The organism is Sphingobacterium thermophilum (assembly GCF_039541675.1).
GTDB classification, from domain to species: domain Bacteria; phylum Bacteroidota; class Bacteroidia; order Sphingobacteriales; family Sphingobacteriaceae; genus Sphingobacterium; species Sphingobacterium thermophilum.
In genome coordinates, this window is record NZ_BAABGR010000010.1 from 21,557 (window position 1) to 46,029 (window position 24,473).

26 protein-coding genes are annotated in these 24,473 nt (G+C 40.3%); 16 read left to right on the plus strand and 10 right to left on the minus strand.

The features are described from left to right. Positions 1-32: 32 nt before the first annotated feature. Positions 33-554, plus strand: coding sequence for a peptide-methionine (S)-S-oxide reductase MsrA (gene msrA / locus ABD873_RS05230; protein WP_345065603.1), 522 nt, complete (start codon positions 33-35; stop codon positions 552-554). Between the two features lie 63 nt (positions 555-617). Here the strand turns inward: msrA and ABD873_RS05235 are convergent, their stop codons facing one another. Then, entirely contained in the window at positions 618-2,249 is a 1,632-nt protein-coding gene (locus ABD873_RS05235; protein WP_345065606.1) for an ABC-F family ATP-binding cassette domain-containing protein, read from the minus strand. A 152-nt stretch (positions 2,250-2,401) separates the two neighbouring features. Between ABD873_RS05235 and ABD873_RS05240 the strand changes: the two genes are divergently transcribed. Further along, entirely contained in the window at positions 2,402-3,280 is an 879-nt protein-coding gene (locus tag ABD873_RS05240) for an AraC family transcriptional regulator (RefSeq protein WP_345065609.1), read from the plus strand. Positions 3,281-3,415: 135 nt separating this feature from the next. Continuing rightward, entirely contained in the window at positions 3,416-4,921 is a 1,506-nt protein-coding gene (locus ABD873_RS05245) for an acyl-CoA dehydrogenase family protein (RefSeq protein WP_345065612.1), read from the plus strand. Between the two features lie 41 nt (positions 4,922-4,962). Here the strand turns inward: ABD873_RS05245 and ABD873_RS05250 are convergent, their stop codons facing one another. Then, a complete protein-coding gene (locus ABD873_RS05250; RefSeq protein WP_345065615.1) occupies positions 4,963-5,814 on the minus strand; it encodes a metallophosphoesterase in 852 nt (283 codons plus the stop codon). 105 nt (positions 5,815-5,919) lie between these two features. Here ABD873_RS05250 and ABD873_RS05255 point away from each other — a divergent pair, with 105 nt between their 5' ends. Next, positions 5,920-6,591, plus strand: coding sequence for a TraX family protein (locus ABD873_RS05255; RefSeq protein ID WP_345065618.1), 672 nt, complete (start codon positions 5,920-5,922; stop codon positions 6,589-6,591). On the opposite strand, the gene ABD873_RS05260 is transcribed toward ABD873_RS05255, so the two are convergent. From ABD873_RS05260 to ABD873_RS05275, 4 genes are read right to left on the minus strand one after another with little or no spacing between them, the layout of a single operon-like run. Then, a complete protein-coding gene (locus tag ABD873_RS05260) occupies positions 6,547-7,935 on the minus strand; it encodes an exonuclease domain-containing protein (protein ID WP_345065621.1) in 1,389 nt (462 codons plus the stop codon). The two genes, ABD873_RS05255 and ABD873_RS05260, sit on opposite strands and share 45 nt — an antisense overlap. A gap of 26 nt (positions 7,936-7,961) precedes the next feature. Beyond that, the gene (locus ABD873_RS05265) at positions 7,962-8,726 is read right to left on the minus strand and encodes a sulfite exporter TauE/SafE family protein (protein WP_039052908.1); all 765 of its coding nucleotides are present in this window, start codon (positions 8,724-8,726) and stop codon (positions 7,962-7,964) included. 1 nt (position 8,727) lies between these two features. Then, entirely contained in the window at positions 8,728-9,405 is a 678-nt protein-coding gene (locus tag ABD873_RS05270) for an HAD family hydrolase (RefSeq protein ID WP_231561058.1), read from the minus strand. 26 nt (positions 9,406-9,431) lie between these two features. After that, complete coding sequence (locus ABD873_RS05275) at positions 9,432-10,592, minus strand: serine hydrolase domain-containing protein (RefSeq protein WP_345065626.1); 1,161 nt, start codon at positions 10,590-10,592, stop codon at positions 9,432-9,434. Positions 10,593-10,729: 137 nt separating this feature from the next. Here ABD873_RS05275 and ABD873_RS05280 point away from each other — a divergent pair, with 137 nt between their 5' ends. From ABD873_RS05280 to ABD873_RS05305, 6 genes are all read left to right on the plus strand, one after another. Next, positions 10,730-11,596, plus strand: coding sequence for an SPFH domain-containing protein (locus ABD873_RS05280; protein ID WP_345065628.1), 867 nt, complete (start codon positions 10,730-10,732; stop codon positions 11,594-11,596). Between the two features lie 29 nt (positions 11,597-11,625). Then, positions 11,626-11,787: a type II toxin-antitoxin system antitoxin gene (locus ABD873_RS05285; protein WP_082021763.1), complete on the plus strand. Its 162-nt coding sequence runs from the start codon at positions 11,626-11,628 to the stop codon at positions 11,785-11,787. Between the two features lie 132 nt (positions 11,788-11,919). Beyond that, complete coding sequence (locus tag ABD873_RS05290; RefSeq protein ID WP_345065632.1) at positions 11,920-12,762, plus strand: ABC transporter ATP-binding protein; 843 nt, start codon at positions 11,920-11,922, stop codon at positions 12,760-12,762. Further along, positions 12,755-13,567, plus strand: coding sequence for a hypothetical protein (locus ABD873_RS05295; protein WP_345065635.1), 813 nt, complete (start codon positions 12,755-12,757; stop codon positions 13,565-13,567). The genes ABD873_RS05290 and ABD873_RS05295 overlap by 8 nt, the downstream gene beginning before the upstream one ends. A gap of 1 nt (position 13,568) precedes the next feature. After that, positions 13,569-13,946: a GntR family transcriptional regulator gene (locus ABD873_RS05300; RefSeq protein ID WP_345065638.1), complete on the plus strand. Its 378-nt coding sequence runs from the start codon at positions 13,569-13,571 to the stop codon at positions 13,944-13,946. Between the two features lies 1 nt (position 13,947). Beyond that, positions 13,948-14,790: a hypothetical protein gene (locus ABD873_RS05305; RefSeq protein ID WP_345065641.1), complete on the plus strand. Its 843-nt coding sequence runs from the start codon at positions 13,948-13,950 to the stop codon at positions 14,788-14,790. Positions 14,791-14,842: 52 nt separating this feature from the next. Here the strand turns inward: ABD873_RS05305 and ABD873_RS05310 are convergent, their stop codons facing one another. From ABD873_RS05310 to rpsF, 4 genes are all read right to left on the minus strand, one after another. After that, on the minus strand, positions 14,843-15,157 hold the full coding sequence (locus ABD873_RS05310) for an LPXTG cell wall anchor domain-containing protein (RefSeq protein ID WP_345065644.1): 315 nt from the start codon (positions 15,155-15,157) through the stop codon (positions 14,843-14,845). A 92-nt stretch (positions 15,158-15,249) separates the two neighbouring features. Continuing rightward, positions 15,250-15,693 carry a 50S ribosomal protein L9 gene (gene rplI, locus ABD873_RS05315; protein ID WP_039052905.1) on the minus strand — a complete coding sequence of 148 codons (444 nt, stop codon included), beginning with the start codon at positions 15,691-15,693 and terminating at the stop codon, positions 15,250-15,252. A gap of 14 nt (positions 15,694-15,707) precedes the next feature. Next, complete coding sequence (rpsR, locus tag ABD873_RS05320) at positions 15,708-15,971, minus strand: 30S ribosomal protein S18 (protein ID WP_039052906.1); 264 nt, start codon at positions 15,969-15,971, stop codon at positions 15,708-15,710. Continuing rightward, a complete protein-coding gene (gene rpsF, locus ABD873_RS05325) occupies positions 15,971-16,339 on the minus strand; it encodes a 30S ribosomal protein S6 (RefSeq protein ID WP_039054454.1) in 369 nt (122 codons plus the stop codon). The genes rpsR and rpsF overlap by 1 nt, the downstream gene beginning before the upstream one ends. Positions 16,340-16,534: 195 nt before the next feature. Here rpsF and ABD873_RS05330 point away from each other — a divergent pair, with 195 nt between their 5' ends. From ABD873_RS05330 to ABD873_RS05355, 6 genes are all read left to right on the plus strand, one after another. Next, positions 16,535-17,116: a Crp/Fnr family transcriptional regulator gene (locus tag ABD873_RS05330; protein ID WP_345065648.1), complete on the plus strand. Its 582-nt coding sequence runs from the start codon at positions 16,535-16,537 to the stop codon at positions 17,114-17,116. Between the two features lie 229 nt (positions 17,117-17,345). Then, complete coding sequence (locus ABD873_RS05335) at positions 17,346-18,731, plus strand: TolC family protein (RefSeq protein ID WP_345065651.1); 1,386 nt, start codon at positions 17,346-17,348, stop codon at positions 18,729-18,731. A gap of 2 nt (positions 18,732-18,733) precedes the next feature. Then, positions 18,734-19,696, plus strand: a complete 963-nt coding sequence (locus ABD873_RS05340; RefSeq protein ID WP_345065654.1) for an HlyD family secretion protein — start codon at positions 18,734-18,736, stop codon at positions 19,694-19,696. A gap of 12 nt (positions 19,697-19,708) precedes the next feature. After that, entirely contained in the window at positions 19,709-20,878 is a 1,170-nt protein-coding gene (locus ABD873_RS05345) for an ABC transporter permease (protein WP_345065658.1), read from the plus strand. 169 nt (positions 20,879-21,047) lie between these two features. After that, positions 21,048-22,841 (plus strand): peptide MFS transporter, encoded by a 1,794-nt coding sequence (locus ABD873_RS05350; protein WP_345065661.1) that lies wholly within the window; start codon positions 21,048-21,050, stop codon positions 22,839-22,841. Positions 22,842-22,890: 49 nt separating this feature from the next. Continuing rightward, positions 22,891-24,420: a peptide MFS transporter gene (locus ABD873_RS05355; protein ID WP_345065664.1), complete on the plus strand. Its 1,530-nt coding sequence runs from the start codon at positions 22,891-22,893 to the stop codon at positions 24,418-24,420. The last annotated feature ends 53 nt before the right edge of the window (positions 24,421-24,473 follow it).

Genomic DNA, 24,473 nt, shown 5'->3' on the forward strand with positions numbered 1-24,473 from the left:
TTGTTAAAATTATGGTAAATAACGCAAAAAATATGAAAGCAACATTTGGAGGAGGGTGCTTTTGGTGTACGGAAGTTATTTTTCTTAACACGGAGGGTATAATTTCTGTATTACCCGGATATATGGGAGGCACTAAGGATAAGCCTACATATGAAGAAGTGTATACGGATACTACAGGACATGTGGAAGTAGTACATTTGGAATATGACGAAACTAAAGTTTCATATGAGGATCTGTTGGCCATATTTTTCAAGACACATGATCCAACGACATTGAATCGTCAGGGTGAGGATGTGGGTACCCGATACCGTTCGGTAGTCTTTTATCATGACGCGCAGCAGAAGGAAGTTGCCGAACGTTTCATCCGGGAGCTGGAGGAGGCAAAGGTATATGAGGATCCTATAGCGACAACAGTAGAGGCGGCCAGCACTTTCTGGCCGGCAGAAGATTATCATGTAAATTACTTTAATCGTAATCCGGATAATCCTTTTTGTGCAGCGGTAATAGCACCGAAATTAGCCAAATACCTGAAAAGCAAAAAAGAAAATGAATAAAAGAAACAGCCCTCAACATTTACTGTTGAGGGCTGTACTGTTAACTAATATACAGAGCAAAGTTTATTTCACCTGATACATTTCTTCGCGTTGCGCTTTTACGGCTTCTGATGTGATGTATTCGTCGTAAGTCATTAACTTATCGATGATGCCGTTAGGTGTCAACTCGATGATGCGGTTTGCTACAGTTTGTGTCAGCTCGTGGTCACGAGAGGTGAATAGCATAGAGCCTTTGAAATCTTTCATGCCGTTGTTGAGAGCCGTGATGGATTCCAAGTCTAAGTGGTTTGTAGGTTCGTCAAAGATCAGGAAGTTAGCTCCTTGAAGCATCATCTTTGAGAACATGCAACGCATCTTTTCTCCTCCGGATAGTACAGAAACTTTTTTAAGAACCTCTTCCCCGGAGAATAACATTTTACCCAAGAAGCCGCGCAAGAATTGTTCGTCAGCGTCCGGTTTGGTTGTGTAGTTGCGAAGCCAGTCGATAAGGTTTTCGTTATTTCCTTCGAAATATTCCGAGTTGTCGATAGGCATGTCCGCCGGTGTGATGGTGACACCCCATTTGAATTCACCACTGAAATCTTTGTCGCGTCCTGTGATGATATCATAAAAAGCGGTCGTAACAAGGTTGGTAGGTCCTAACAGTGCGATTTTATCGCCCTTGTTAACCATGAAAGAAACATCTTTGAAGTATACCTCACCATTTACGACTTTTGTGAGACCTTCTACCTGAAGGATTTGATCTCCCGGCTCTCTGTCCATATTGTTGAACATGATAGCAGGATATTTACGGTTTGAAGGTTTGATTTCTTCAATGTTAATTTTTTCCAAGGCTTTCTTACGTGCTGTAGCCTGACGTGATTTGGAAGCGTTGGCAGCAAAGCGGCGGATGAACTCCTGCAACTCTTTGACCTTGTCTTCCATCTTTTTATTTTGGTCGGTACGTTGTTTTAATGCTAATTGTGACGACTCATACCAGAATGAGTAGTTACCCGTATAGATGGTCATCTTACCGAAGTCTATATCGACTATATGCGTACATACGGCGTCCAAGAAGTGACGGTCGTGGGACACTACCAGTACCGTAGCTTCGTAAGAGGCAAGGAAATCTTCCAACCAAGAAATGGTGTGGATGTCCAAGTCGTTGGTAGGCTCATCGAGAATCAGGATATCTGGATTACCGAAAAGGGCTTGCGCCAACAACACACGGACTTTCTCGTTACCGTCAAGCTCTTTAAGTTGTTTATAGTGTAAGTCTTCTTTGATGCCTAAATTGCTCAAAAGGGTAGCGGCATTGCTTTCTGCATTCCAGCCATCCATTTCAGCAAACAAGCTTTCCAGCTCTCCGGCACGTTCGCCATCAGCATCTGTGAAATCTTCTTTCATGTAGATGGCGTCTTTTTCTTTCATGATTTTGTACAGCTCTTGATTACCCATCATTACGGTTTCGATAACAGGAAATTCATCGAACTCGTAGTGGTTTTGTTTCAAGACCGACATACGCTCTCCAGGTGTGAAAGAGACAGAACCTGTAGTAGGGTCAACTTCACCGGAGATAATCTTCAAAAAAGTCGATTTACCGGCGCCGTTAGCACCGATAATACCATAACAGTTTCCTGGAGTGAATTTTAAATTAACATCTTCGAATAGCACACGCTTGCCAAAACGAAGAGATAGATTGGATACAGTAATCATGGCGCAAAGATACGCTTTATAATCCAATTAATGAGTCAAATTAACTTAACAATAATTTATTAGCCCTGTGATGGTAAGATTCAGGGAAAGAATTAAGTAACATAATTTTGTGGTAAAAAGGATTACACTTATTTTTATACAATAAAATGCGTATGGATAAGAATAAAATAAATGCTGATGAGTTTGTTTCCAAGTTTATGGAAGGCAGTCTGCAGCATATAACTTATATCCGTACGCCGATTAAGATTTTCGCACTGAAAGACATAGCTCCATATCTGCGGACTCCTATTCCGCCTATTTTCTTTGGGTATAACCTGTTGATACATCTTACGAAGGGTTATTTCCAACATCAGATAGAATCCACCAAATTTATGGTTAAAGCTCCGGCCGTAATGATTGCCAACTACGGGCATATTTCAGCTATTAATGAGGTGGACCGTCAGGCGGAAGGTTACTGTGTACTTATCAAAGAGCAGGCTATGACCTCCATTTTGCGCGACCAAGAAACCCTCAATATTTTTAATATTGCGCCGCTGATTAACCTTAAGGAGGAAGACAGTGCAGATCTGAATGCCTTACTTGAATTGCTTTATAAAGAAATTTATGACGACAAGCCGTATACGTCCTACTATGAAAGTATTTTCAAAACTATTCTTTTGAAAATTATGAAGCTGTCGGACGCCAACAAAAAGCTTCTACGTCACCAAGAGATAGCCATGTCTTTCAAGCAACTCGTATATCTGCATTTTGCCAAGGAGAAATCGGTATCGTATTACGCGGATAAGCTTGCAGTGTCGACAAATTATCTTAACCGCTGTGTATCATCGGTTTTCAAAAAGTCGGCCAAGCAGATAATCTTAGATGTGGCCATCATGCATAGTCAGCTGTTGCTGAGCGAAACCAACAAGACTATAGCTACCATAGCTTATGAGCTGGACTTCGAAGACCCCTCATATTTTGCGAGATTATTTAAGAAGGTAGTAGGTCTTACTCCTTCGGAATATAGGGACAGCACAAAGGAAAATAAGTAGTATGCACGATTTGTCCTAACTATTGTCTTGTTTTCAATAGTCATTCCTTTCCTTATCTCATAACTTTACGAAAGTAAAAAAGGTAAAAGGCACGGGTCAGTGTCATTACCTCAGAATTTCGTAAACAATTTAATTATGAGTCATATAATAACACAAGCTGATTTTAAAACGTACATAAAGGATTTCGAACAACATCTGAAGACGTTGTTTAGAGAGACTTATGATTTCAATAAAATAAGTTTGGAGCGAGATCTTCCTGCGGCTTTCAAAGCAGAGATCATGAAAAAAAATCCTCTTGCGGTAGCTATTCCGGCATTGCATGGAGGAAGAGGTGTAAAAGTAAAAGAATGTTTGGGCGTATTGGCCGCAGCCTCATACGAATCCTTAGCGTTGTCGTTGATGTTTGGAATTAATATAGCGTTGTTCTTGGAGCCTTTGGCCAAATATGGAAACTATGGCGTTCAGGAAAAAATTTTCAAGCGTTTTCTGGAAGACAGTGCTATGGGTGGCTTGATGATTACAGAGAAGGCTTACGGCAGTGATGCCCTAAATATGAAGACTTCATATCGTGAGGTAGAAAATGGATATAAGATAGAAGGAGAGAAACACTGGCAGGGATTGAGTGGTGCTGCCGACTTTTGGTTGGTTACAGCCCGTAGAAGAGGAGAGAACGGTGATCTTGCTCGGGATATAGACTTTTTTGTGACGGATAATGCGGTCGAAGGACAGCATATTCCGATGGTGCATCGTTACAACAACTTGGGCTTGTATGCCATTCCTTATGGTATCAATCAAATTGATATTACCGTGCCGCAAGAGCAAAGACTCCAATCGGGAAGTACCGGACTTAAATTGATGTTGGATACCCTTCATCGAAGTAGAATGCAGTTTCCGGGAATGGGTATGGGCTTCTTGAAACGTCTTTTGGATGAAACCTTGCAACATTGCCAGACACGTATAGTGGGAGGAATGCCGTTGAGCAACTTGGATTCGGTGAAATATCAGCTATCCCGTCTTCAGGCTGCCTATACAATCTGTTCGGGTATGTGCTGCTTCAGCGTGACAAACAGTGGTATTGAGCATGACCTAGCTACTGCCGCCATAGAAGCTAATGCTATGAAGGCTTTGATTACGGATTTGATGCAGGAGGCTGCCCATATCAGCTTGCAACTCGCCGGTGCCAACGGTTACCGCCTAGATCATCTTGCTGGACGTGCCGTGATAGACAGCAGACCTTTCCAAATCTTTGAAGGGTCGAATGAGATGTTGTACGGACAAATTGCCGATGCCGTGCTCAAGCTTATGCGTAAAGCCAAGGAGACCAACTTCGCCAAATTCTTGGCAACTTATAAGAATACCCATGAAAGTATAGGTTATTTTGCGGGGTTGTTAGACTTTAATGTGGACGGAGCTGTAAGTCAGCGTGATGCGGTGACGTTAGGGCGGATTATCTCTCGCGTGTTGAGCTTCCAGTTTGTGTTGGAAATGCAGGGATTTAATACCGAGCTGGTAGAATCTACGCGTCAGCATATGTATACAGACATTCAAAGTCTTGTAGGACAATATATGTCCAAAAATATGGCGGTTCCGCTTTTTGAATATCAGGATCAGTCGGACTGGATGCAGTTTGCGAATGCTTAATAATCGTAATAATTTCTTGAGGAAAGGAGTGACCGCAGCTGTTACTCCTTTCTTTTTAAGGTGAATACCGTAATCTCGGGACGTACATTCCATCGTAAGCGTATGGAATGTCCTAACCCTTTGTTGATATAAAGGGTTCTTCCATTGGTAAGATGTTTTAATCCTTCATCGTACCTCTTATTTTCTACGGGCAATCTTGTTGCTTTCTGAAAAGGAAATCTTACCTGTCCACCATGTGTATGCCCTGAAAGTATCCACCCGTCGTAATCATCCCAAATGTCAAGGTCACAGACATCCGGATTGTGGCACAAGACAAGATTTGCCATATCTTTATGGTATTTGTCCATCGCTACTTTGGGGTAGAAGTTTCGTCCCCAGTAGTCGTCGATGCCAATGACATTTAGGCCCTGAATGTGGAGGCTGTCATTTCGCAAGACGGTGATGGCATGTTTCTTTAGCAGAGCAACCAAAGAATCTGCTCTTCGTGCGTTGCGTGCTAGAATCCCGTAGTCATGATTCCCCAAGATTGCTACGGTAGCCAGTTTGCCACGTGCAGCATGTTGCAAAGCTTTTTCAAGTTGGTCGAAGGGGGCTTGGTTGACGCGTACGGGGCTTATGAAATCTCCGGTATAGACCATGATGTCGGGCCCGAAAGCGTTGATTTTTTCGAATTGGCGGATAATATAGTCTTCATCTACCGTTTCGCCGATGTGAATGTCGGACACTTGGACGACAGTCTTATCGATAAGGGCAGAGGGGAGGTTTTTTATGGGCATATCCAGGTGGTTCCATTCAACCCAGCGGGGTTCTATACGCCAAATATAGAAGAAGAGTAGTATAGCTCCCAAGATGATGGTTTCCAGACTATGAATTATGAGCTTGAGGTATTTCAACGGCCGTCCTAAAAGTTTTTATTCAATTTAACGAAATATTGTATTAAATTAGATGAATACATCTCTTAATCTGCTACAAAATTAAACCTAATTTCATTAAAGGAAATGTTAAAAATTTCAAAGAATTGGGAGTTGACGGCCTATCAGTTGAAGATGATAGCGCTCATTTCCATGTTATTGGATCATGTAGCACGAATATTTTTACCACATTTGTATATTTTGAAAATGGTAGGGCGACTGGCATTCGTCCTTTATTCTTTTTTATTGGTGGAAGGGTTTGTGCATAGCAAGAATTTAAAGCAATATTTTATACGGCTGTTAGTTTTTGCGGTGCTGTCTGAAATTCCTTTCGATTTAGCGTTTTATGGGACTTGGCTGGAAGCCTCGCATCAAAACGTATTCTTTTCCTTAAGTGCAGGACTACTGTCTTTGTTTGTTGTCAGTTCAAAGAAGCTGGCATCGGATCTTAAGGTATTATATGTAGTCGGTTTGGTGACTTTATGTAATATACTACGCTTTGACTACTATTATCTTGGAGTGTTTCAGGTGTTGTGTTTTTATGCATATCGGTCGAGTGTGGTGAAGAAGTTTTTGACGGTAGGCATTCTGAATGTATTCTATATGTTCAGGATATCTATTCAATCTGTTGCTGTTGTAGGGTTTCTGCCTATATATCTGTACAACGGTAAAGAAGGAAAGAAGACAGGGCTTCTATACTATACTTATTATCCTTTACATTTGCTTATATATTGGGTTATCCGAAGATTCCTTATTTAGGTGTATGACCTTGGACGGGAAGCGTTCTATGTATTGCAGAACCAATGCATTCATATAGTAGTTGCTAATACATTTCTCTTCTGCCTTTACCAGATCTTCATAGTTGCTGACTTGAGTTTCTATATCAAAATATCCGAAAGCATACAGGGTGTTATTTTTGAAGAGGATGTACGACTTTTCGTTAAGATGTCTTCCCTGATCGATGATGATAAATGAGCTGGCCTGTTCACGAACCTTTTCCAAAGCTCTTTCTACTTTATTGTTGTGGCTTTGCACATCAGGATAGTCTTCAGCTTTGTACCGAGGTTTGAATTCGTTGCTGACACTGTAGAAGAAACAAAGCTTATGGTCGATTTCAAATTCGTTCATCAGTTGGAGAAGAAGCTGGTTTGCTTCGTATGGACGTTCAAAATGCTGTATGGCCTTAGCGTGCTTATCGTAGGGTGATACCACCAAACGGATATAGTTGCGTTGATCGGTATAGTGTATTAGGGAAAACTTGGGTTCATACTTTTTCAACGCTCTGTTATGTTCGGGCCAATGCTGTTTGATAAGTTTACATTCGGTAAGCAACGACATTAGCTCTGTTCCTGTCTCTAGGAAGTCGATATGGTGAATTTCGTTGATGAAAGCTTGGCGTCGTGGGCTGCCGTTGATACCCGTAAAATGACTTAACACTCTTTTTTGAATGTTGACGGCCTTGCCTACATAGATGATTTTGCCCGATTTGTTCCTAAACAGGTATACACCAGTAGTATCAGGAAGTTTGAGAAAATCTTCTTCGTTGATATGAGTAGGCAGGCGATGTTCTTTAGTTTTTTTGAGGGTGTTTTCGATAATGTGCTCCTTGTCCTTTTGTAGGAGGAATTCGAAAAGCTTTACTGTAGCTTCAGCATCTCCTGTTGCACGGTGTCTGTCGCGGATTGGAATTCCTAAGTTTTGGCACAGCTTGCCAAGACTGTAAGAAGCTTGATTAGGGATAATCTTTCGTGCCAGACGTACCGTACACAGTTTTGGAACGCGCCACACATAGCCACATCTTTTGAACTCTTCTGCTAGGAAGGAATAATCGAAATTGACATTATGAGCTACAAAAACACGTTTTTGAAGCAGCCTAAAGATTTCTGCTGCTACCTCATCAAAAGAAGGTGCTTCTGTCACCATTTCGTTGGTAATTCCCGTTAATGCTTCTATATGTAAGGGAATGGGGAGCTGAGGGTTTATAAGGGTGTGGTAACGTTCCAGAATATGCTTTCCGTTGTGGATAAAAACCGCTATTTCGGTGATTTTATTTCCCGCAGCATAGGATCCTGTAGTTTCAATATCTACAATGGCATATTCCATAATTCAAAGTTAAGAAGTATTTTCCGTTATAGTACGATTAGTAGCACGGAAGATATCACCACAAGAGCGATAATGACATGGCGGAAAGTGCTTTCCGGCATCTTTTTGAGGATTTTTATTCCTATAAATCCGCCTAATAGAATAAAAGGAATAGCCAAGATATTGAGAACAATGCCGGACCAAGTGAGGTTGTGCCATACGAACGCTTGCAGGGGAACCTTCGTCAAGTTGAGAATGAAGATAAACCATGCCGACGTGGCGGTGAAGGTAATTTTGTCCAGTCGTTTGGAGAGCATGTATACGGAGAGCGCCGGTCCGGCCGCATTTCCTATCATGGTGGAGAAGCCTAGAACAAATCCAAAGATGGGGGCGTACCACTTTCTGGATGTGAGAGCTTTCTGTTGTTCTATGTTTGAACGTTCCACGAAGATCATAATGCCCACTCCCAAAAGAAGGCACATACCCATGCACGTTTTGAAGGTGCTGTCGTCTATAAAGTTGCCCAACAGCAGGCCGGAGAGCAAACCTATAAGTGCTAGAGGAAGAAGTTTTCTGACTTCATTCCATAGAAATGCTTTTCTATAATAGATAACTGCTACTAAATCAGCAAAGCATAGCAGAATAAGAACAATGCCTGTAGAAAACTTGGCGCCGAATAGCAATGCAAAGAGAGGTACGGTAAGTGTTCCTATATTTTGAATCCCTGTCTTGGAGATGCCGATAAGCATGGCGCAAAAGAAATACAGAGTCCAACCATATGGAGAAGAAATCAGTTGAAATGTTTCCTGCATGTCAGTCATTTAATATTTCGAGTACTTTGTCTACGGTAATTTCTGAATAGTCGTGGATATAATAATCGCAGCGGGGAAGCTGTTCTTTGCGGTGTGTGCTCAATACCGCTATAACCTTCATTCCTGCATTCAATCCTGCCGTGATGCCGGAAGCAGAATCTTCAAATACTAAACAGCGGGAAGGAGGTACGCCTATTCGTTCTGCCGACTGCAGATAAACTTCAGGATGCGGTTTGTGAAGCTTTACGTCTTCGCTACTCATCAAGGACTCCATCTTAGAGCGTATGCCTAAGGCATCTACAATTAAATCCATATTGGCGCGCGGAGCAGATGTGCATACCGCCGTACGGAAGTTGTGTTTCTTGAGGTCCTCCAAGAAACGGTCAAACTGTGGGATGCAGGCTACCTGATCTTTATAAATATCTCTAAAGAGTTGTTCCTTTTCGAATTCAAGACGGATAAATTCTTCTCCCGACACAGGCCTTTGGAAGAAATGTGACATAATATGACTATTATGTTTGCCATGGACGTGATCTTCAAAATCTTGTTCTGTATAGCTGATGTTGTGACGTTGGAAAAATGCTTCAAAAGCTTTGACATGATAAGGATTGGTATTGCAGATTACACCATCCATGTCGAAAAGTACGGCATATTGATTCATAAGGGCAAATATAGGCATATATTTACCCTTATGGGACAAAGTATCTATTTATTTGATTGATTGAGCATGGCATAGGCTTGTTCAATATATTGGTAGAAAGCTCCTTGGGGATTGGACATTCCTTTTTTGTCGTTTTGATGACCTAGACGTACTATGATTAATTTGTCTTCCGGTATACTGATTACATATTGCCCTAGGTGCCCGTTCATCGTGATAGTCTTCTTGCCTTTGAACTCTCCAATCCACCATCCATATCCATATTCGGGTGAGTCGTCTGCAGCAGGAACGATAGATTGTTTTATGTAGGTAGAGTCGAGTAGCTGCTTCCCATTCCAACGGCCTAGGTGGCTGTAAAGCTTACCGAAACGCGCGAAATCTTTGGCGTTGCTGGCAATACAACAATAGGCTTTTTCTATACCGTCTTTAGGAGAATACTGCCATAAGGCGTCCACTTCAGCACCCATAGGCTTCCAAAAATGCTCGGATAGGAAATCTGAGAGCGTGGTAGGGAGGGCTTTAGACAAGACCATTGCCAGCAATTGGGTGTCTCCACTCTGGTACTTGAACTGCCGGTCAGGAGGGGATGCTATAGGAAGTTCAAGCATAGCTTTGCTTAAGTTGTTGTAGAAGTAGGCTTTTGTGGTGATAGAAAAAGGCGAATAATATCTTTCATCCCACAGTAATCCCGAACGCATGGTTACCAAGTCACGTATGGTAAGTTCATCCGCATATGGACCTTTCAGATCAGGAATGTATTTTTTTACCTTTTCATTGATGTCTCGGATATATCCTAGCTCTAAGGCCTTACCCAACAAGGCCGCGGTGATACTTTTGGCCATAGAGAAGGAGTTGGATAAAGACTTGTCGTCATAGCCATGGTAATACTTTTCGAACCAAAGACTATCATGGCGTATGATAAGATAAGCTACAGATTGGTTAGCCTTATGTATGGAATCCAAAACGGGAGTTACAGAAGCGGTATTGTAAGAGGTCGATTTAGGCCAAGGCTGTGCCTCGCCTTTACTTATTATCCTATTATCGAAATATTTGTAATCCTCCAAGAACGCCGTCTTATGGCCAGTAAGGTAGGTCACTCGAACAGCTTTCAGGATATAAGCGTTATCCGTGATGAGTAACCCTACTATAAGTAATAATAGCAGTCCACTAAGGATGCCCAAAAACCATTTTAATATTTTGACAAGCATAACTTAAGTTTATTGTGTGTTATTAAAGATACATAACAATGTCGTAAAAACCATTTGCTCCATACTTTATGTTTTGATTTTTGAAATTAGTTTAATATATTTATGATATCAAAATGATATCAATTATAAAATGAATTATGGAAAGGATAGTTAAACCAACATCAGGAATTTTAGCTTTATTGGTTGCGATAGTTTTTTTGGGACTTTCGGTATATTCGGTGGTATTAGCGATAGGTAGCGATAATCCGTTTATGTTTTTGGTCGCGATACTGTTTTTCTTAGTTAGTTTTTTCATTTTCAAAGGCGTTTTGATTGTCCAACCCAATCATTCGAGGGTATTAAATTTCTTTGGGAAATATGTGGGGACCATTAAAGACAACGGATTGTTTTTTGTCAATCCATTGTATTCGGCTACGAAGATGTCTTTGCGTTCGGAAAACCTGCAAGGGCAGACTTTGAAAGTCAATGACAAGATGGGTAATCCTATAGAGATTGCTGCTGTAATTGTTTGGAAAATTGGAGATACGTACAAAGCGGCGTATGAAGTGGAGCGAGTTTACGATTATGTGCGTGCGCAGTCGGAAGCGGCCGTGCGTCATCTGGCGGTAAGTTTTGCCTATGATGATTTGGAGGATGATTCGGGGGAGATTACTTTACGTAACGGGGGAGAGGAAGTAAATCATATCTTGGAAAAGGAGCTTACGGAGCGTTTGTCAAAAGCAGGCGTCATTGTGGAAGAGGCTAGGATAAGCCACTTGGCCTACGCACCAGAGATTGCAGGGGCCATGTTGCAGAGACAGCAGGCGGCAGCGATCGTGGCTGCTCGTGCCAAAATTGTGGATGGTGCTGTTGGTATGGTGGAAATGGCATTGAAGAAACTTTCGGAAGATAATATCGTAGAACTGGACGATGAACGTAAGGCGGCTATGGTTAGCAACCTTATGGTAGTCCTATGTGGAGAGAAGGCGGCTCAGCCTGTGGTCAATGCTGGTACATTGTATTAATTTGCTTCGGCAACTTCTAAAGCTATGGTATGAAGAAGAAAAGTTTTGTGGTAAGGATTGATGAGGAGACCTATAAGCTGCTCGAAAAATGGGCACAGGATGAATTTCGAAGTGTCAATGGACAGATTGAATACCTGCTCCATGAGGCTTTGGTCAAGAGTAAGCGCAAGAAACCATCAAAAGAAGAATAGAAAAGAGGTAGATACACTGCCTCTTTTCTTGTTTTAAATATTTTTCTAATCGGACAAAATAAATTACGCAGATAATTTTGGAATATTCAATCCTCTTCCTGTATTAGTGTATTATTTAAATAGTACACTAGTGTGATAGCTATCCAAAACTTAAATTTTAGTTATAAAAAGAACAAGCCCATTTTTAGAAATCTCAATCTACACCTCCATGCTGGACATATTTATGGCTTGTTGGGGAAGAATGGTGCAGGAAAATCAACTCTTCTTAAAAATATGGTGGGCTTAATATATTCAGACTCGGGTGGGATAAGAATTCTAGGGGAAGATGTAAAGCAAAGGAATCCTTCTTTACTCCGGGAGATATGCTTCATTCAAGAAGAGCTTTACCTGCCGAATGTCTCGGTGGAAGACTTTATTAAAGCAACTGCTTGTTTTTATCCAAACTTTGATAAGGAATATTTTTATGAGCTTTTTCGCGAATTTCATATCCCTACAAATCAAAAGCTAGGGGGGATGAGTTATGGTCAGAAGAAGAAATTTGTGATAGCCTTTGGTCTTGCTACTAATACAAAAATAGTGGTAATGGATGAACCTACTAATGGTTTGGATATTCCATCCAAAGCACAGTTTCGAAAAATATTAGCAGGGGCAATGCATGCTGACCGTGTCTTTATTATCTCTACACATCAAGTCCGGGATTTGGAAAATCTTATAGATGCTGTAATTGTGTTGGATCAACATCAAATAGTCTTAAATGAATCTATAGAAAGCATCAGTAATTGTCTACATTTTAAGAGAGTATTGGATTTGACTCCCGATATTCTTTATGCCGAAAAAGGGATAGGTGGTTATAATGCAATTTCTTCAAATGTGGATTATGAAGATTCAAGAGTCGACCTTGAACTGTTATTTAATGCTACGATTGAAAAAGGAGAAAATATTACGAAACAATTTATAAAAGCGAGACATGAATAATACATTTGATATAAACCGTTTTTTTAAGCTGATCAGAAGGCATTGGCTGTCGAATGGCAAAGAGTATATTCTTATGGTAGCGGCTTTGCTTGCTATTTTACTTTATTTCTATGGAAATTTTGCCTATAAAGTTTTCTATAACCCGGATAATATTGATTTAGAAGTCATCTACAGAGAGTTTCGCGGTAAGCGCGTAACGGTTTTTATTATTTTGGGAGCTTTGTATATGACCTATATCGCTAGTTCTAGTTTTAAAATGTATGGAATGCCTTCAAGTGTAATCCAAGAAATCATGTTGCCAGCCTCCCAGTTGGAGAAGTTTTTAAGTGCTTGGCTATTTTCCTTTGTGTTGGCATTTGTCTTTTATCTAGCCTTATTTTTCCTGATAGATTTATCTTTTATGTCCTATATCAGGACGCATTTCACTTCAGAGTATATTGTTTATTGGGGTGATCAGAAGATTGTGGTGGATAATTTAGCATATTTCTCGACAGTTATTATGGACGAAAGTGTAGGGCTGCAATATTGGTATACGATAGCGGTAGTGTTGAATGCTTTTTTCCTATTGGGAGGCATATTTTTTTCTAGGCTACAGTTTATTAAGTCTATAATTTCTTTTGCTATATATCTAGCGGTTTTCGTTTTACTATTTTATTTTATTCAGCGTTTTATGTTTGATGGAAAGGTGTGGTTAGGTCATACAGCGGTAGAAAATCCTGTTTTAATATCGTCTATTTTAGGGTGGTTATTAAGTATATCTTTATGGATAATTACCTTTGTTCGTTTAAAAGAGAAGGAGGCATAGTATGGATTTTAATCCCAATCGTGCGATATATCTGCAAATAGCAGATCATATTTGCGAACATATTCTGATAGGTACTTGGCCGGTGGAGACCAAAATTCCGTCGGTGCGAGAATTAGCAATTGAATTGGGGGTTAATCCTAATACAGTCATGCGTACTTATGATCTTTTGCAGCAGCACGGTATCATCGTGAATAAACGAGGGATAGGTTTCTTTGTGCCGGTAGATTCATTTTCACAGATCAAAAAATATAAGAGAGCCATATTTATGGAAGAAGATCTTCCGCAGCTATTCAAGAATCTCTATTTATTGGATATCAGTTTAGAAGAGCTGAAACAAAAATATGAGGCTTATGTATTAACCCATTACAAATCGAATTAAAATGAAATTAAGCAATAAATTACTAATTGGACTTAGCTTATTGGTCTATATTGTTCCTCTGTCGGCGTACATCTCGACTCGAAGCGGCGGCATAGATTCTAAAGAGTTTTATGAAAAAGTGAACCAAGAGTCAAGATCTTTTAATACACCATCAAAACTTCTAAGACCAGAGAAAGTTAAACCTTTCGAAAATATTCAGCTCATAGGGGATGAGCGTATAGAGCTATATCTCGTTAAGGATGATGTATATGGTATTAAGCTTGTCGACAACAAGAAAAATACAACAAAGGTAAGCTATGGAGCAAATGAAGAATTAATAATACATGTCAATTCTGCTTCTTATTTAGCGAATCAGATCTTTATCTATGCGCCGAGTTTTCATGAAATTACGCTTAATGGTATAAGCTTGGACAATTTTGTCGTGGATCAAGATTCTATTAGCTTAAATGTAATAAGAGGAACTAACAGTTTTGCTCTTGGCAATGAAAGATTGAAATTCGTCAAAGCAAATTTCACCAAATCAAAGGTGAATTTGAAACTAGGTAAGGGGCTGCAGCATTTGGATTTAAGACTTAAAGATGCCGCCGTAGTTTCCAATATAAGTAATTTGAACCATTTCTTGCTAACGACGGCTAATTCCTCTTACAGCATGGGAAAACCGGAGAAAGAAAAAGCTCCATCATCTATTAATCCGCTATTGATTAAATATTTTTCAATCCATACGGAAGGAAGCAGTAATATATGGTTCCCTGAAAAAGTGAATATCGAAAATATAGAAGGGAGTTTGTCGGATAGCACTTTTATCCATCTGCCTATCACTTCTCTTAGAAAGTTGATAAAGTAATTTAGAGATCATCTTACATTAGAAAAGCGCCTATATAATTGGCGCTTTTTTATTAATCATTTCTTAAGAATTCTTTGTCTTCATCCGATAGCTCGTCCATGGCATTATAGGAGGAAGGATTTTCTTCCATCATAACAGGGGGCTGATATACGGGATTGGTAATACCGTATTCTTTCGGGTGCTTGTTTTTACGTCGAAACAGGATTCCGCCGGTTATCACGCCCAAAAGATAGAACACGCCGAGGATGATAAGCTTGGATGTCCGTATTTCGCCAAAGAGCCAGAAGGAGCTTTCTTCTTTATTATTGAAGAAAATGATGGCCGCTACAGCCAATAGGAGGGCAATGATGATATTTTTGGGTTTCATGTAAATGCTAATACGGTATTGATTTAGCACAAACATAACAAAAAAGGAGATAACGTATCGTTATCTCCTTTATATTTTGAATGAATAAATAATTATTCAGCTACAACTTCGAAAGGAACTTGAACTTTCACTTCTTTGTGTAAGTTTAAGTTAGCTACGTATTCACCTAGAGTTTTAGGTTCTTCTTCGAAAGTGATACGACGACGGTCAACCTCAAAACCTTGAGCTTTCAACGCCTCAGCAATTTGGATGCTGTTTACTTTACCGAAGATTTTACCTGTCTCACCTGCTTTAGCGCCGATAGTCAACTTAACGTTTTCTAATTTAGCAGCTAATTCCAACGCATCTTTCTTAATCTTCTCTTGTTTGAACTGAGCTTGTCTGATGTTCTCAGCCAATACTTTTTTAGCTGATGGAGTAGCTAAAATTGCCAATCCTTGAGGAATTAAGTAGTTACGGCCGTAACCAGGTTTTACTACTACGATATCGTCTTTCTCACCAAGGTGCTTAACATCTTGTTTTAATATAATTTCCATTTATCGTATCCTCCTTATTTTAATGAATCAGTTACGTAAGGTAATAAGCCGATGATACGAGCACGTTTCACCGCTTGAGCTACTTTACGTTGGAATTTCAATGATGTACCCGTAATACGACGAGGTAAGATTTTACCTTGCTCGTTTACAAATTTCAACAAGAAGTTAGCATCTTTATAATCGATATATTTGATACCATTCTTTTTGAAACGACAATATTTTTTACGGTTGTCCTCTACTTTAGGAGCAGTCACGTATTGAATGTTTTCGTTTGCCATTAGTTTGCTACCTCCTCAGTTTTAGTTTCAGCTTTCTTGTTGAATGCACCGCTACGTTTTTTCTCATTGTACGCAACAGCGTGTTTGTCAAGAGCAACGGTCAAGAAACGCATTACGCGCTCATCACGTTTGTATTCAACCTCTAATTTTTTGATTAATTCACCTGGAGCCTTGAATTCTGTTAAGTGATAGAATCCAGTTGTTTTTTTCTGGATTGGATACGCTAATTTTTTCAAACCCCAATTATCTTCTGCGATAATTTCGGCTCCGCCTTCAGTCAAGATGTTTCTGAATTTAGCAATAACTTCTTTTGCTGCATCTTCTGAAAGCAACGGGGTAAGAATGATTACAGATTCGTACTGTCGCATTGTTACTGTTACTAATTAATGTTAATTAAATAAAAATTCCGCACTCTTACGGAAGTGCAAAAGTACATAAAAAAAATGGTTTGTCAAATGCTTTATTCTTATTTTCAATTTTTTTCTATAAATCGGAAAGATCTGTCTATCAAACCTAAGCCAAACCATCGTGCAAAATTCAAAAGACTTATAGGCGTAATATCTTTGGGATTACTATTTTTGTTTATGACGCTGATTGAACACCTCAAAAGTTTTTATCATATAGACGACGATTTGGAAATATTCTTTGATTCAATTAGTGAAACAAAAGAATATGCCAAGGGAGATTTTATTTTCGAGCCAGACAGCTATTTAAAGCATATCTACTTCATCGAATCCGGCTTCACCAGAGTTTTTTATTATAAAAACACGAAGGATGTTACCCACTATTTTTTCGGGGAGAACACGTTCAGCACGGGGATTGAAAGCGTATTTTATGAGAAGCCAAGTTTTTTCGGGTTTCAAGCTTTAACCCATTCGCGTATTACTTTGCTTCCTTTTGCTCCTATCCGTGAGATGTCTAATACAAGCATTACGATGAATCATATTATCGAAAAGATTTTGTTAGACAATTTAATTGCTTTTTCTAAGAGATTTTACAAAAGTCAGTTTGAGACGGCGCAAGAACGCTATGCAACCTTGTTGAAAGAAAATCCTCAGCTGCTACAGAATGCCTCATTAGGTCATATAGCATCTTATCTTGGCGTCTCGCAGCAGACATTGTCCGTCATTCGTGGGATGATATGATAAGATAAGACATCATAGCAATCCATTCTCCCGACAGAGAATGGATTTTTTATTTTATAAAGAGTAATTAAGAACTGATAAAATTTGCTAAATTGATATTAATAAACATTAAGACATAATGTTTGTAGATTAGGCTGCATCTATAGATATTTTATTTTTTTAAGATATCTGAAAATTATTAACCTTTAAAAGCTGCAATTTTGCTCCTGTCCAAAACAACGGAAACAATATGAAAAGAGTTTTCATTTATCCTGCTTTAGCACTTGTCGGCATACTATGGGGACAATATGGTAAAGCACAAGAAACGTTAAAGCCATTCCGGAACAGCATTGAGAAGGCTGTCCTACACAATAAAAGTATTCAGAACGCCTTGCTGGAAAATCAAAAGGTGGCATTGGATCGTGAAGAAGTAAAAGGTAAGTTTCTCCCCAATGTGTCTTTGAACGCTTTGTATGGCTATGTAAATACGGGAGTGGATGTGGATTTACCCACACAACAGCTGCCCATAACCGGAATTAATCTTTTTGAAGGCACCACAAAAGGAAATCTCTCTACCCAGGCAGTCGTATCCGGCGTTACAGCTACTCAAGTTATCTTCAGCGGGTTACAGATTACCAACGGTCAGAAAGCCTTAGAACAAAAGTACAAGGCCCAGATGCTGATGACGGAAGCCGGCTACGATGCCATAGCTCAAGAAATCATCACTTCTTTTGATCAGCTCATGCTTTTGAAGGAGGTGGATGTGCTTATCACTGATTCCGAAAAGCGACTCAATAAAGAGCATCAGAAGGTTGTTAAGGCTATCGAAAACGGTTTTGCAATACCTTATGACCGTGACAAGATCAAATTGGCCATGTTGGAGTTGGAAAGTAAAAGGGCGGAAGTGCAAAGCAACAGAGATCTGTTGTATTTCAAGCTGGAAGAGCTTACAGGACTGCCGAAAGAAGAGCTGCTACAGGTAAGCTATAGATTGGAAGAGATCGTGCTAGAGGATGATGCCATGGCGATGAACCGCAAAGAGCTGCAAGCTTTGGAAGCTTCGCAGAAAGCTTATGAATATGTGTTGAAAAAGGAGAAAGGAGCAATGTTGCCAAAAGTTTTTGCCTTTGGTAATGTTTCCTATCTGAATGCTTTTCATACCCAGACAACCATTAAAGATGTAGGTCCACTGGGTGACGTACAGCTCAAATCCAATCATCTTCAGTTGGCTCCCACCTATGCTGTAGGAGTAGGCTTAAGGTGGAATATTCTTGAAGGTAAAACCCATAAGACATCCATAGAAAAGGCAAAGCTGGATTTGAAAATCAATGAGAACAAACTGGAGGACACCAGAGAAAAGCTCAGTTTGTTGCAAAGAAAGGCCAAAGCAGACTACGATTTAGCTCTCAAGAAAATCGGGGTCAGCAGGCAACAGATGACAATAGCACAGAATAATCTACACTTAGCTTCCCGTCAATTTGAGGAAGGCTTACAGGATGTTACAGAACGTCTTGAGGCAGAAAACGAGTTTTATAAACAATCACTAAACTATTATAATCAAGTTTTGAGCCAGCGAATAGCTGCTACGGAGTTGTTAAAAGCAAACGGAAACTTATATCAAACCATTGTAAGATAATCATGAAAAACATAGCATATATATTGGGAATAGCTTTGTTGGCACAGGCTTGTTCCAATCACACAGAGCAAACCAAAGGTTTAGAGGGCAAGATAGAAAGAGATCAGCTGTCGGTGACAACCAAGATTCCGGGGAAGATTCAAAAAATCCTTGTCGAGGAAGGGCAACTTGTCCACAAAGGTGATACATTGATTATACTTGAACTTCCAGAAGTAGATGCTAAGGCTATTCAGGCGCAAGGTGCTTTGGAAGCTGCTCAGGCACAATACGAGATGGCTGTGAAAGGTGCTACGGACGGTCAGCTTCAACAGTTGAGGGCTAAAGTGGACGGATTGAAAGAGCAATATGAGTATGCGCAAAAGTCGTTGGATCGTATGCGCAACCTGTTGGCCGACTCTTTGGTGTCGCAGCAGAAGTATGATGAGGTGTACGCCAAATACCATGGTGCCAAAAATCAATATTTGGCGGCACAGGCAGAGCTGGCCGATGTTCTCAAAGGAGCACGTATTGAGCAGCAGAAGATGGCCTTAGGACAGAAGGAAAGAGCTTTGGGAGCAGTGACGGAGGTCAATGTAGCAGCACAGGAACGTTATATTATTGCTCCGCAAGACATGTCTGTGGAAACCATAAACCTTAAGGTCGGGGAGCTGGCCTTGGCGGGATATAGCCTGATATCCGGTTACATCACCGATGGAACCTATTTCAGAGTTACAGTACCTGAGAGTAAGATGAAAGATTTTCAGAAAGGTGCTGTAAAGACGCTGCGTATCCCTTATTTGGGCGACAAGAAAGTAGAGGCAAAGATAGAGACAATCAAAGCTTTATCTTCGTATGCAAACATCAGCACAGCATATCCTGATTTCGAACAACAGGAAGCAGTCTTTGAAATACGTATGAAGCCTGTCAACGCTGCGGAGGCAAAAGAGCTTCTTACCAAAGCTAGTTTTATTGTGAAAGAAAATTAAGAAAGGCTAATCATGAAAAGCTTTTGGGAGTTAGTTAAAAGGGAATTTCATCTGTTCTTCCAGAATAAGGTACTTATGGTGCTTTTTCTAGGGGCGCCGATAATGTATGGTATTTTGGTAGGATCGGTATATAAGAAAGGGTCGGTGACTAACCTGCCTATTGTGGTGGTGGATGAAGACCAATCGCCTCTATCTAAGCAGCTGATAGATATGTTCAATGACAATGAAGTCATTTATGTGGCTTCCATCCTGCCGGACAATTTTAAGGCTCACGAAGAGGCTATGCGCAAAGAAGCTACGGTGGTGGTGCAGATACCCCGAAATTTTTCTTCGAACATCAACTATAACCGGCCTACGGAAGTGACCCTGTTTGTCAACACTTCCAACACGTTGACCTCTAATTATGCCATGATGGCTGCCAATGTATGTGTGGCTACGATGAAGGCAGGGATTCAGATAAAAAGTCTGGAGAAAAAAGGTGTGCCCGAATATGTGGCTACACAACAATATGAACCTTTCAAGACGACAATCATACGTCAGAACTTTAAATCCGGCAACTATCTATATTTCATGCTTCCGGGGGTATTGCTGACTGTGTTTCAGCAGGTGTTAATGTTGGGGTTGGCATTGAGTTTTGCTTCCGAATTCGAAAAAGGCACTTTCGGTACTTTGGTAGACAAGTCATCAAACGTCCTGAAATTACTTTTTGTGAAGCTTACCCCTTATTTGTTGATGTCGGTTCTGATTTACGTGCTGTATTATGGCTATTCTTTGATATACAGAATGCCATTACATATTGAAGGTTTTACCTTTTGGGGAGCATCGCTATTGTTTTTGCTAGCTGTTGGATTCTTGGGAATATTAGTGAGTATAGCTATTCCGACACAGTTACAGGCTACAGAAATACTGATGGTTGTAGCAACCCCATCCTTTATTCTCAGTGGTTTCACGTGGCCGTTGAGTCAAATGCCGGCGTGGGTCGTTGCGTTCGCAAAATGTATTCCACTGACACACTACCTACAGATTTTCAGAACCCTAGTCATTGAACACGGCAAAGCAGAGATGGTAACTTCCTCAATATGGGGATTGACCATAATAGCTGTTGTAACATTTGTGTTGTCTGTTATTTTATTGCAGTGGAAGATAAATAAGGCCAAAAAGCTAAAAGCTGTAGAGGGTTAGGTTTTGAGACTGAATTAGATAGAATAGTTAAATAAGTTTTAAGCTAAATTTTTGATCCTTACAGGGAGGACTTCAGACCTTGTAAGGATTATTATTTTTAATATGCTGTCATACAACTTAGTGTTCTAAATTGTATTTTTGGGACTTTATCATTAAACAAGAACACTATATGAGTCAGACTACGGACAACTCGTTTTCAGCGGAACTAGAAAAGCAGGGAATTGACGGACATATGGTCCTAGGTCATCCTTCGGGACTTTTTGTCTTATTTTTTACCGAGATGTGGGAACGTTTCTCATTCTATGGGATGCGTGTTTTGTTGGTGAACTTTTTGACTACAGCCATCATTGTGGGTAGTCCTTTTTCGGGATGGGGATGGGACCCTGTACAGGCGGGAGCCTTATACGGTACTTATGCCATGTTGTTGTATATCTCTCCGATATTTGGTGGTATTTTGGCTGACAAGTATTTGGGCTATCGCTATGCCGTAGTAATAGGGGCAGCGATAATGACATTGGGACATTTATTTATGGCCTTCAATACACCTCTGTTTCTTTATTTGGGATTGGCGGCATTAGTAATAGGAACGGGTTTTTTTAAACCAAATATGACCTCCATTCTCTCGGAAATGTATAAAGGTTTTCCACAGAAAAAGGACGGAGCATACACTATCTTTTACATGGGTGTAAATGCGGGAGCTTTCTTTGGTATGATGCTCTGCGGTTATCTTGCCGAAAAGATTGGGTGGCACTGGGGCTTCGGCCTTGCTGGAATATTTATGCTTTTGGGGACCTTGCAGTTTTGGTTTGCTAAGCCTATTTTTGGAAAAATTGGCGATCCTCCTACGGCAGAACAAAGAGCTGCAGCGAAGGCACAAAAGTGGGATACTTCCAATCCTGACGACAAGCCTAATCCGTTTACCAAGTTGGATACTTTTCTTATTGTGGTGATGACTTTATTAGGCTTGGGATATGCTTTCAATGACCCGCTGTCGAAAATTGCCAATATTGATATTCTTTCTGTATTTCAGATAGGAGATTATGCCGGACAGTATGTGGCTATCCTTACGGCCTTGGTGTTGTTTATTTTTGTCATCATCTCTCGCTTAATTCGTTATACGAAAGTGGTTCGTGACCGTATGATTGCGGTAATCATCTTTGCTTTTTTTGTGATATTCTTCTGGATGTCTTTCGAGCAAGGAGCTTCTTCGTTAGTATTATTTGCACGTGACTATGTGGATCGCTCGTTGACGGGAAATTCATTGCTCATTTTCAATACGATAAATACTTTACTGACGGTAGTTCCATTGGCTCTTATTACCTATGTAGTATTTAAGTTGACGAAAGCCACTTTTGGCAAGGCACCTTTGTCCAATTGGGTACAGATAATCTGTTTTGCAGCATTATGGGCCATTGCAGGGTGGATGTTGTATAAAGAGTTTACAGCAGAATCTTCTGAGATTACGGTTTCTTGGTTCTCGATCTTAAACTCATTTTTTATCATTTCCTTTGCCAATATGGTTTCGAAGGTTTGGGAGTCTAAGTTCAACCCTCCGGCTTCCGTAAAATATGGCTTGGGATTGATTGTCATGGCTATAGGTTTCGGATTGTTAGCATTTGGAGCTCATGGGTTGCATGCCGGTGTTAAGGTGTCTATGGTATGGCTCGTGTTAGCGTATCTGTTCCACACTTTAGGGGAGCTTTGTCTTTCTCCTGTGGGACTGTCGTATGTGAGCAAGCTGGTTCCGGCGAGGATGATAGCATTTATGTTTGGTATGTGGTACTTGGCCATAGCTATAGGTAATAAGCTGGCAGCAATCTTAGGTGGTCAAATAGAGAATATCACTAAAGAATATTCTTTGAGTACATTCTTCTTGATATTCACTATAGTGCCTGTTGTGGCGGGAGTGATAGTAATACTATTACATCCGTTGGTTAAAAAACTTATGCACGGTGTAAGATAAAGAAACAAAAAGCTCCTAACTTTAGGGGCTTTTTTAATAAATCATATTCATGAATACAAGAATTCAAAGTTTAGAAGAGATTCAGAGTTTTAAGGGCAAATATCCAAAGCAGATTTGGAGTTTGTTTTTCTCTGAAATGTGGGAGCGTTTCTGTTTTTACGGAATGCGTGGTATGTTGGTTTTCTTTATGATCTCCCAACTGAATTTCGAGGAGAAGGAAGCTAACCTTCAATATGGTGCTACCCAAGCGTTTGTATATGCTTTTACCTTTGTGGGTGGGTTGTTTGCCGATAAGATTTTGGGATTTAGGAAGTCTCTTTTTTGGGGAGGAATCCTGATGATATTAGGCTCTATATTTCTGGCTATAGATCCACATACATATTTCTTTTTCGGTTTATCTTTTATCATCATCGGTACGGGTTTTTTCAAGCCAAATATTTCGACGATGGTGGGAGAGCTGTATAAGGAAGGCGATAGCCGACGGGATGCAGGATTTTCGCTTTTTTATGCAGGGATAAATTTGGGAGCCTTTTTGGGGGGATATGTCTGTGTGGCTATTGGTAAAGGTTATATGTTGAATGATGTTATTGCGGAAGCGCATCGTTGGAATATAGCTTTTGGATTGGCTGCGGTAGGTATGTTGGTAAGTCTGATAAACTTTTATTTTACCGAAAGACATCTGGGACCTATAGGCCTTCAGCCGGGACATCCGCAAGCTATCGTAAAGACAAAAGCTTTACCTAAGTGGGCAGAATATCTGGTGTATATAGGAACGTTGGGGGCAATTCCTTTGATACAGCTGATGGTTTCCAAGACCCAATATACGGACTATTTCATGTACACTATTGGTCCCTTGACTTTGCTGTACCTTTTCTATGAGATGACTAAGGTTAGTAAAGAGGAACGTCACAAGCTTATTGCAGCTTTAGTCTTTATCCTCTTTTCCATCATATTTTGGGGGATATACGAGCAGAGTGGAGGTTCATTGAGCATCTTTGCCGCGAAAAACCTTAACGACACTCTATTGGGAGGCTTGCTACATATGGATCCTAACGGGGTGAACAATTCCGGAGGCGCTTTGTTTATTATAGCATTGGCACCATTGTTCGGTATCCTATGGATTTGGCTTTCTAAGCGCAGGTTGGAACCCAATACGATTATAAAATTTGGTTTGGGATTCATCTTTTTAGGCTTAGGCTATTACGTGTTGTTTAGCACACGGTTCTTTGCAGTCGAGGGCATTGCCTCCTTGGATATTTTTACGTTAGCTTTGCTTGTCATCACCTTTGGTGAGTTATGTTTATCGCCAATAGGTCTTTCTATCATGACGAAGCTGTCGCCGGCCAAGCTGCAAGGTATAATGATGGGTATGTGGTTTTTAGCTAGTGCTTATGGCCAGTATGTTGCGGGACTGATAGGAGCTAATATGGCAGAAGCTAAGGAAGGTTCCAGCCTCGTGGAGCAGCTTCTAGTGTATACAGAAAGCTATAAGGATTTGGGACTTTACTCTTTGATTGCAGGGTTGGTGTTAATTGTCATTTCTCCTTGGATTAAGAAGCTGATGCATGGCGTTAATTAGACGGTAAGGAGATTGACTCTTTTGAGAGTAGTATATTTTATTATTTTTGTACC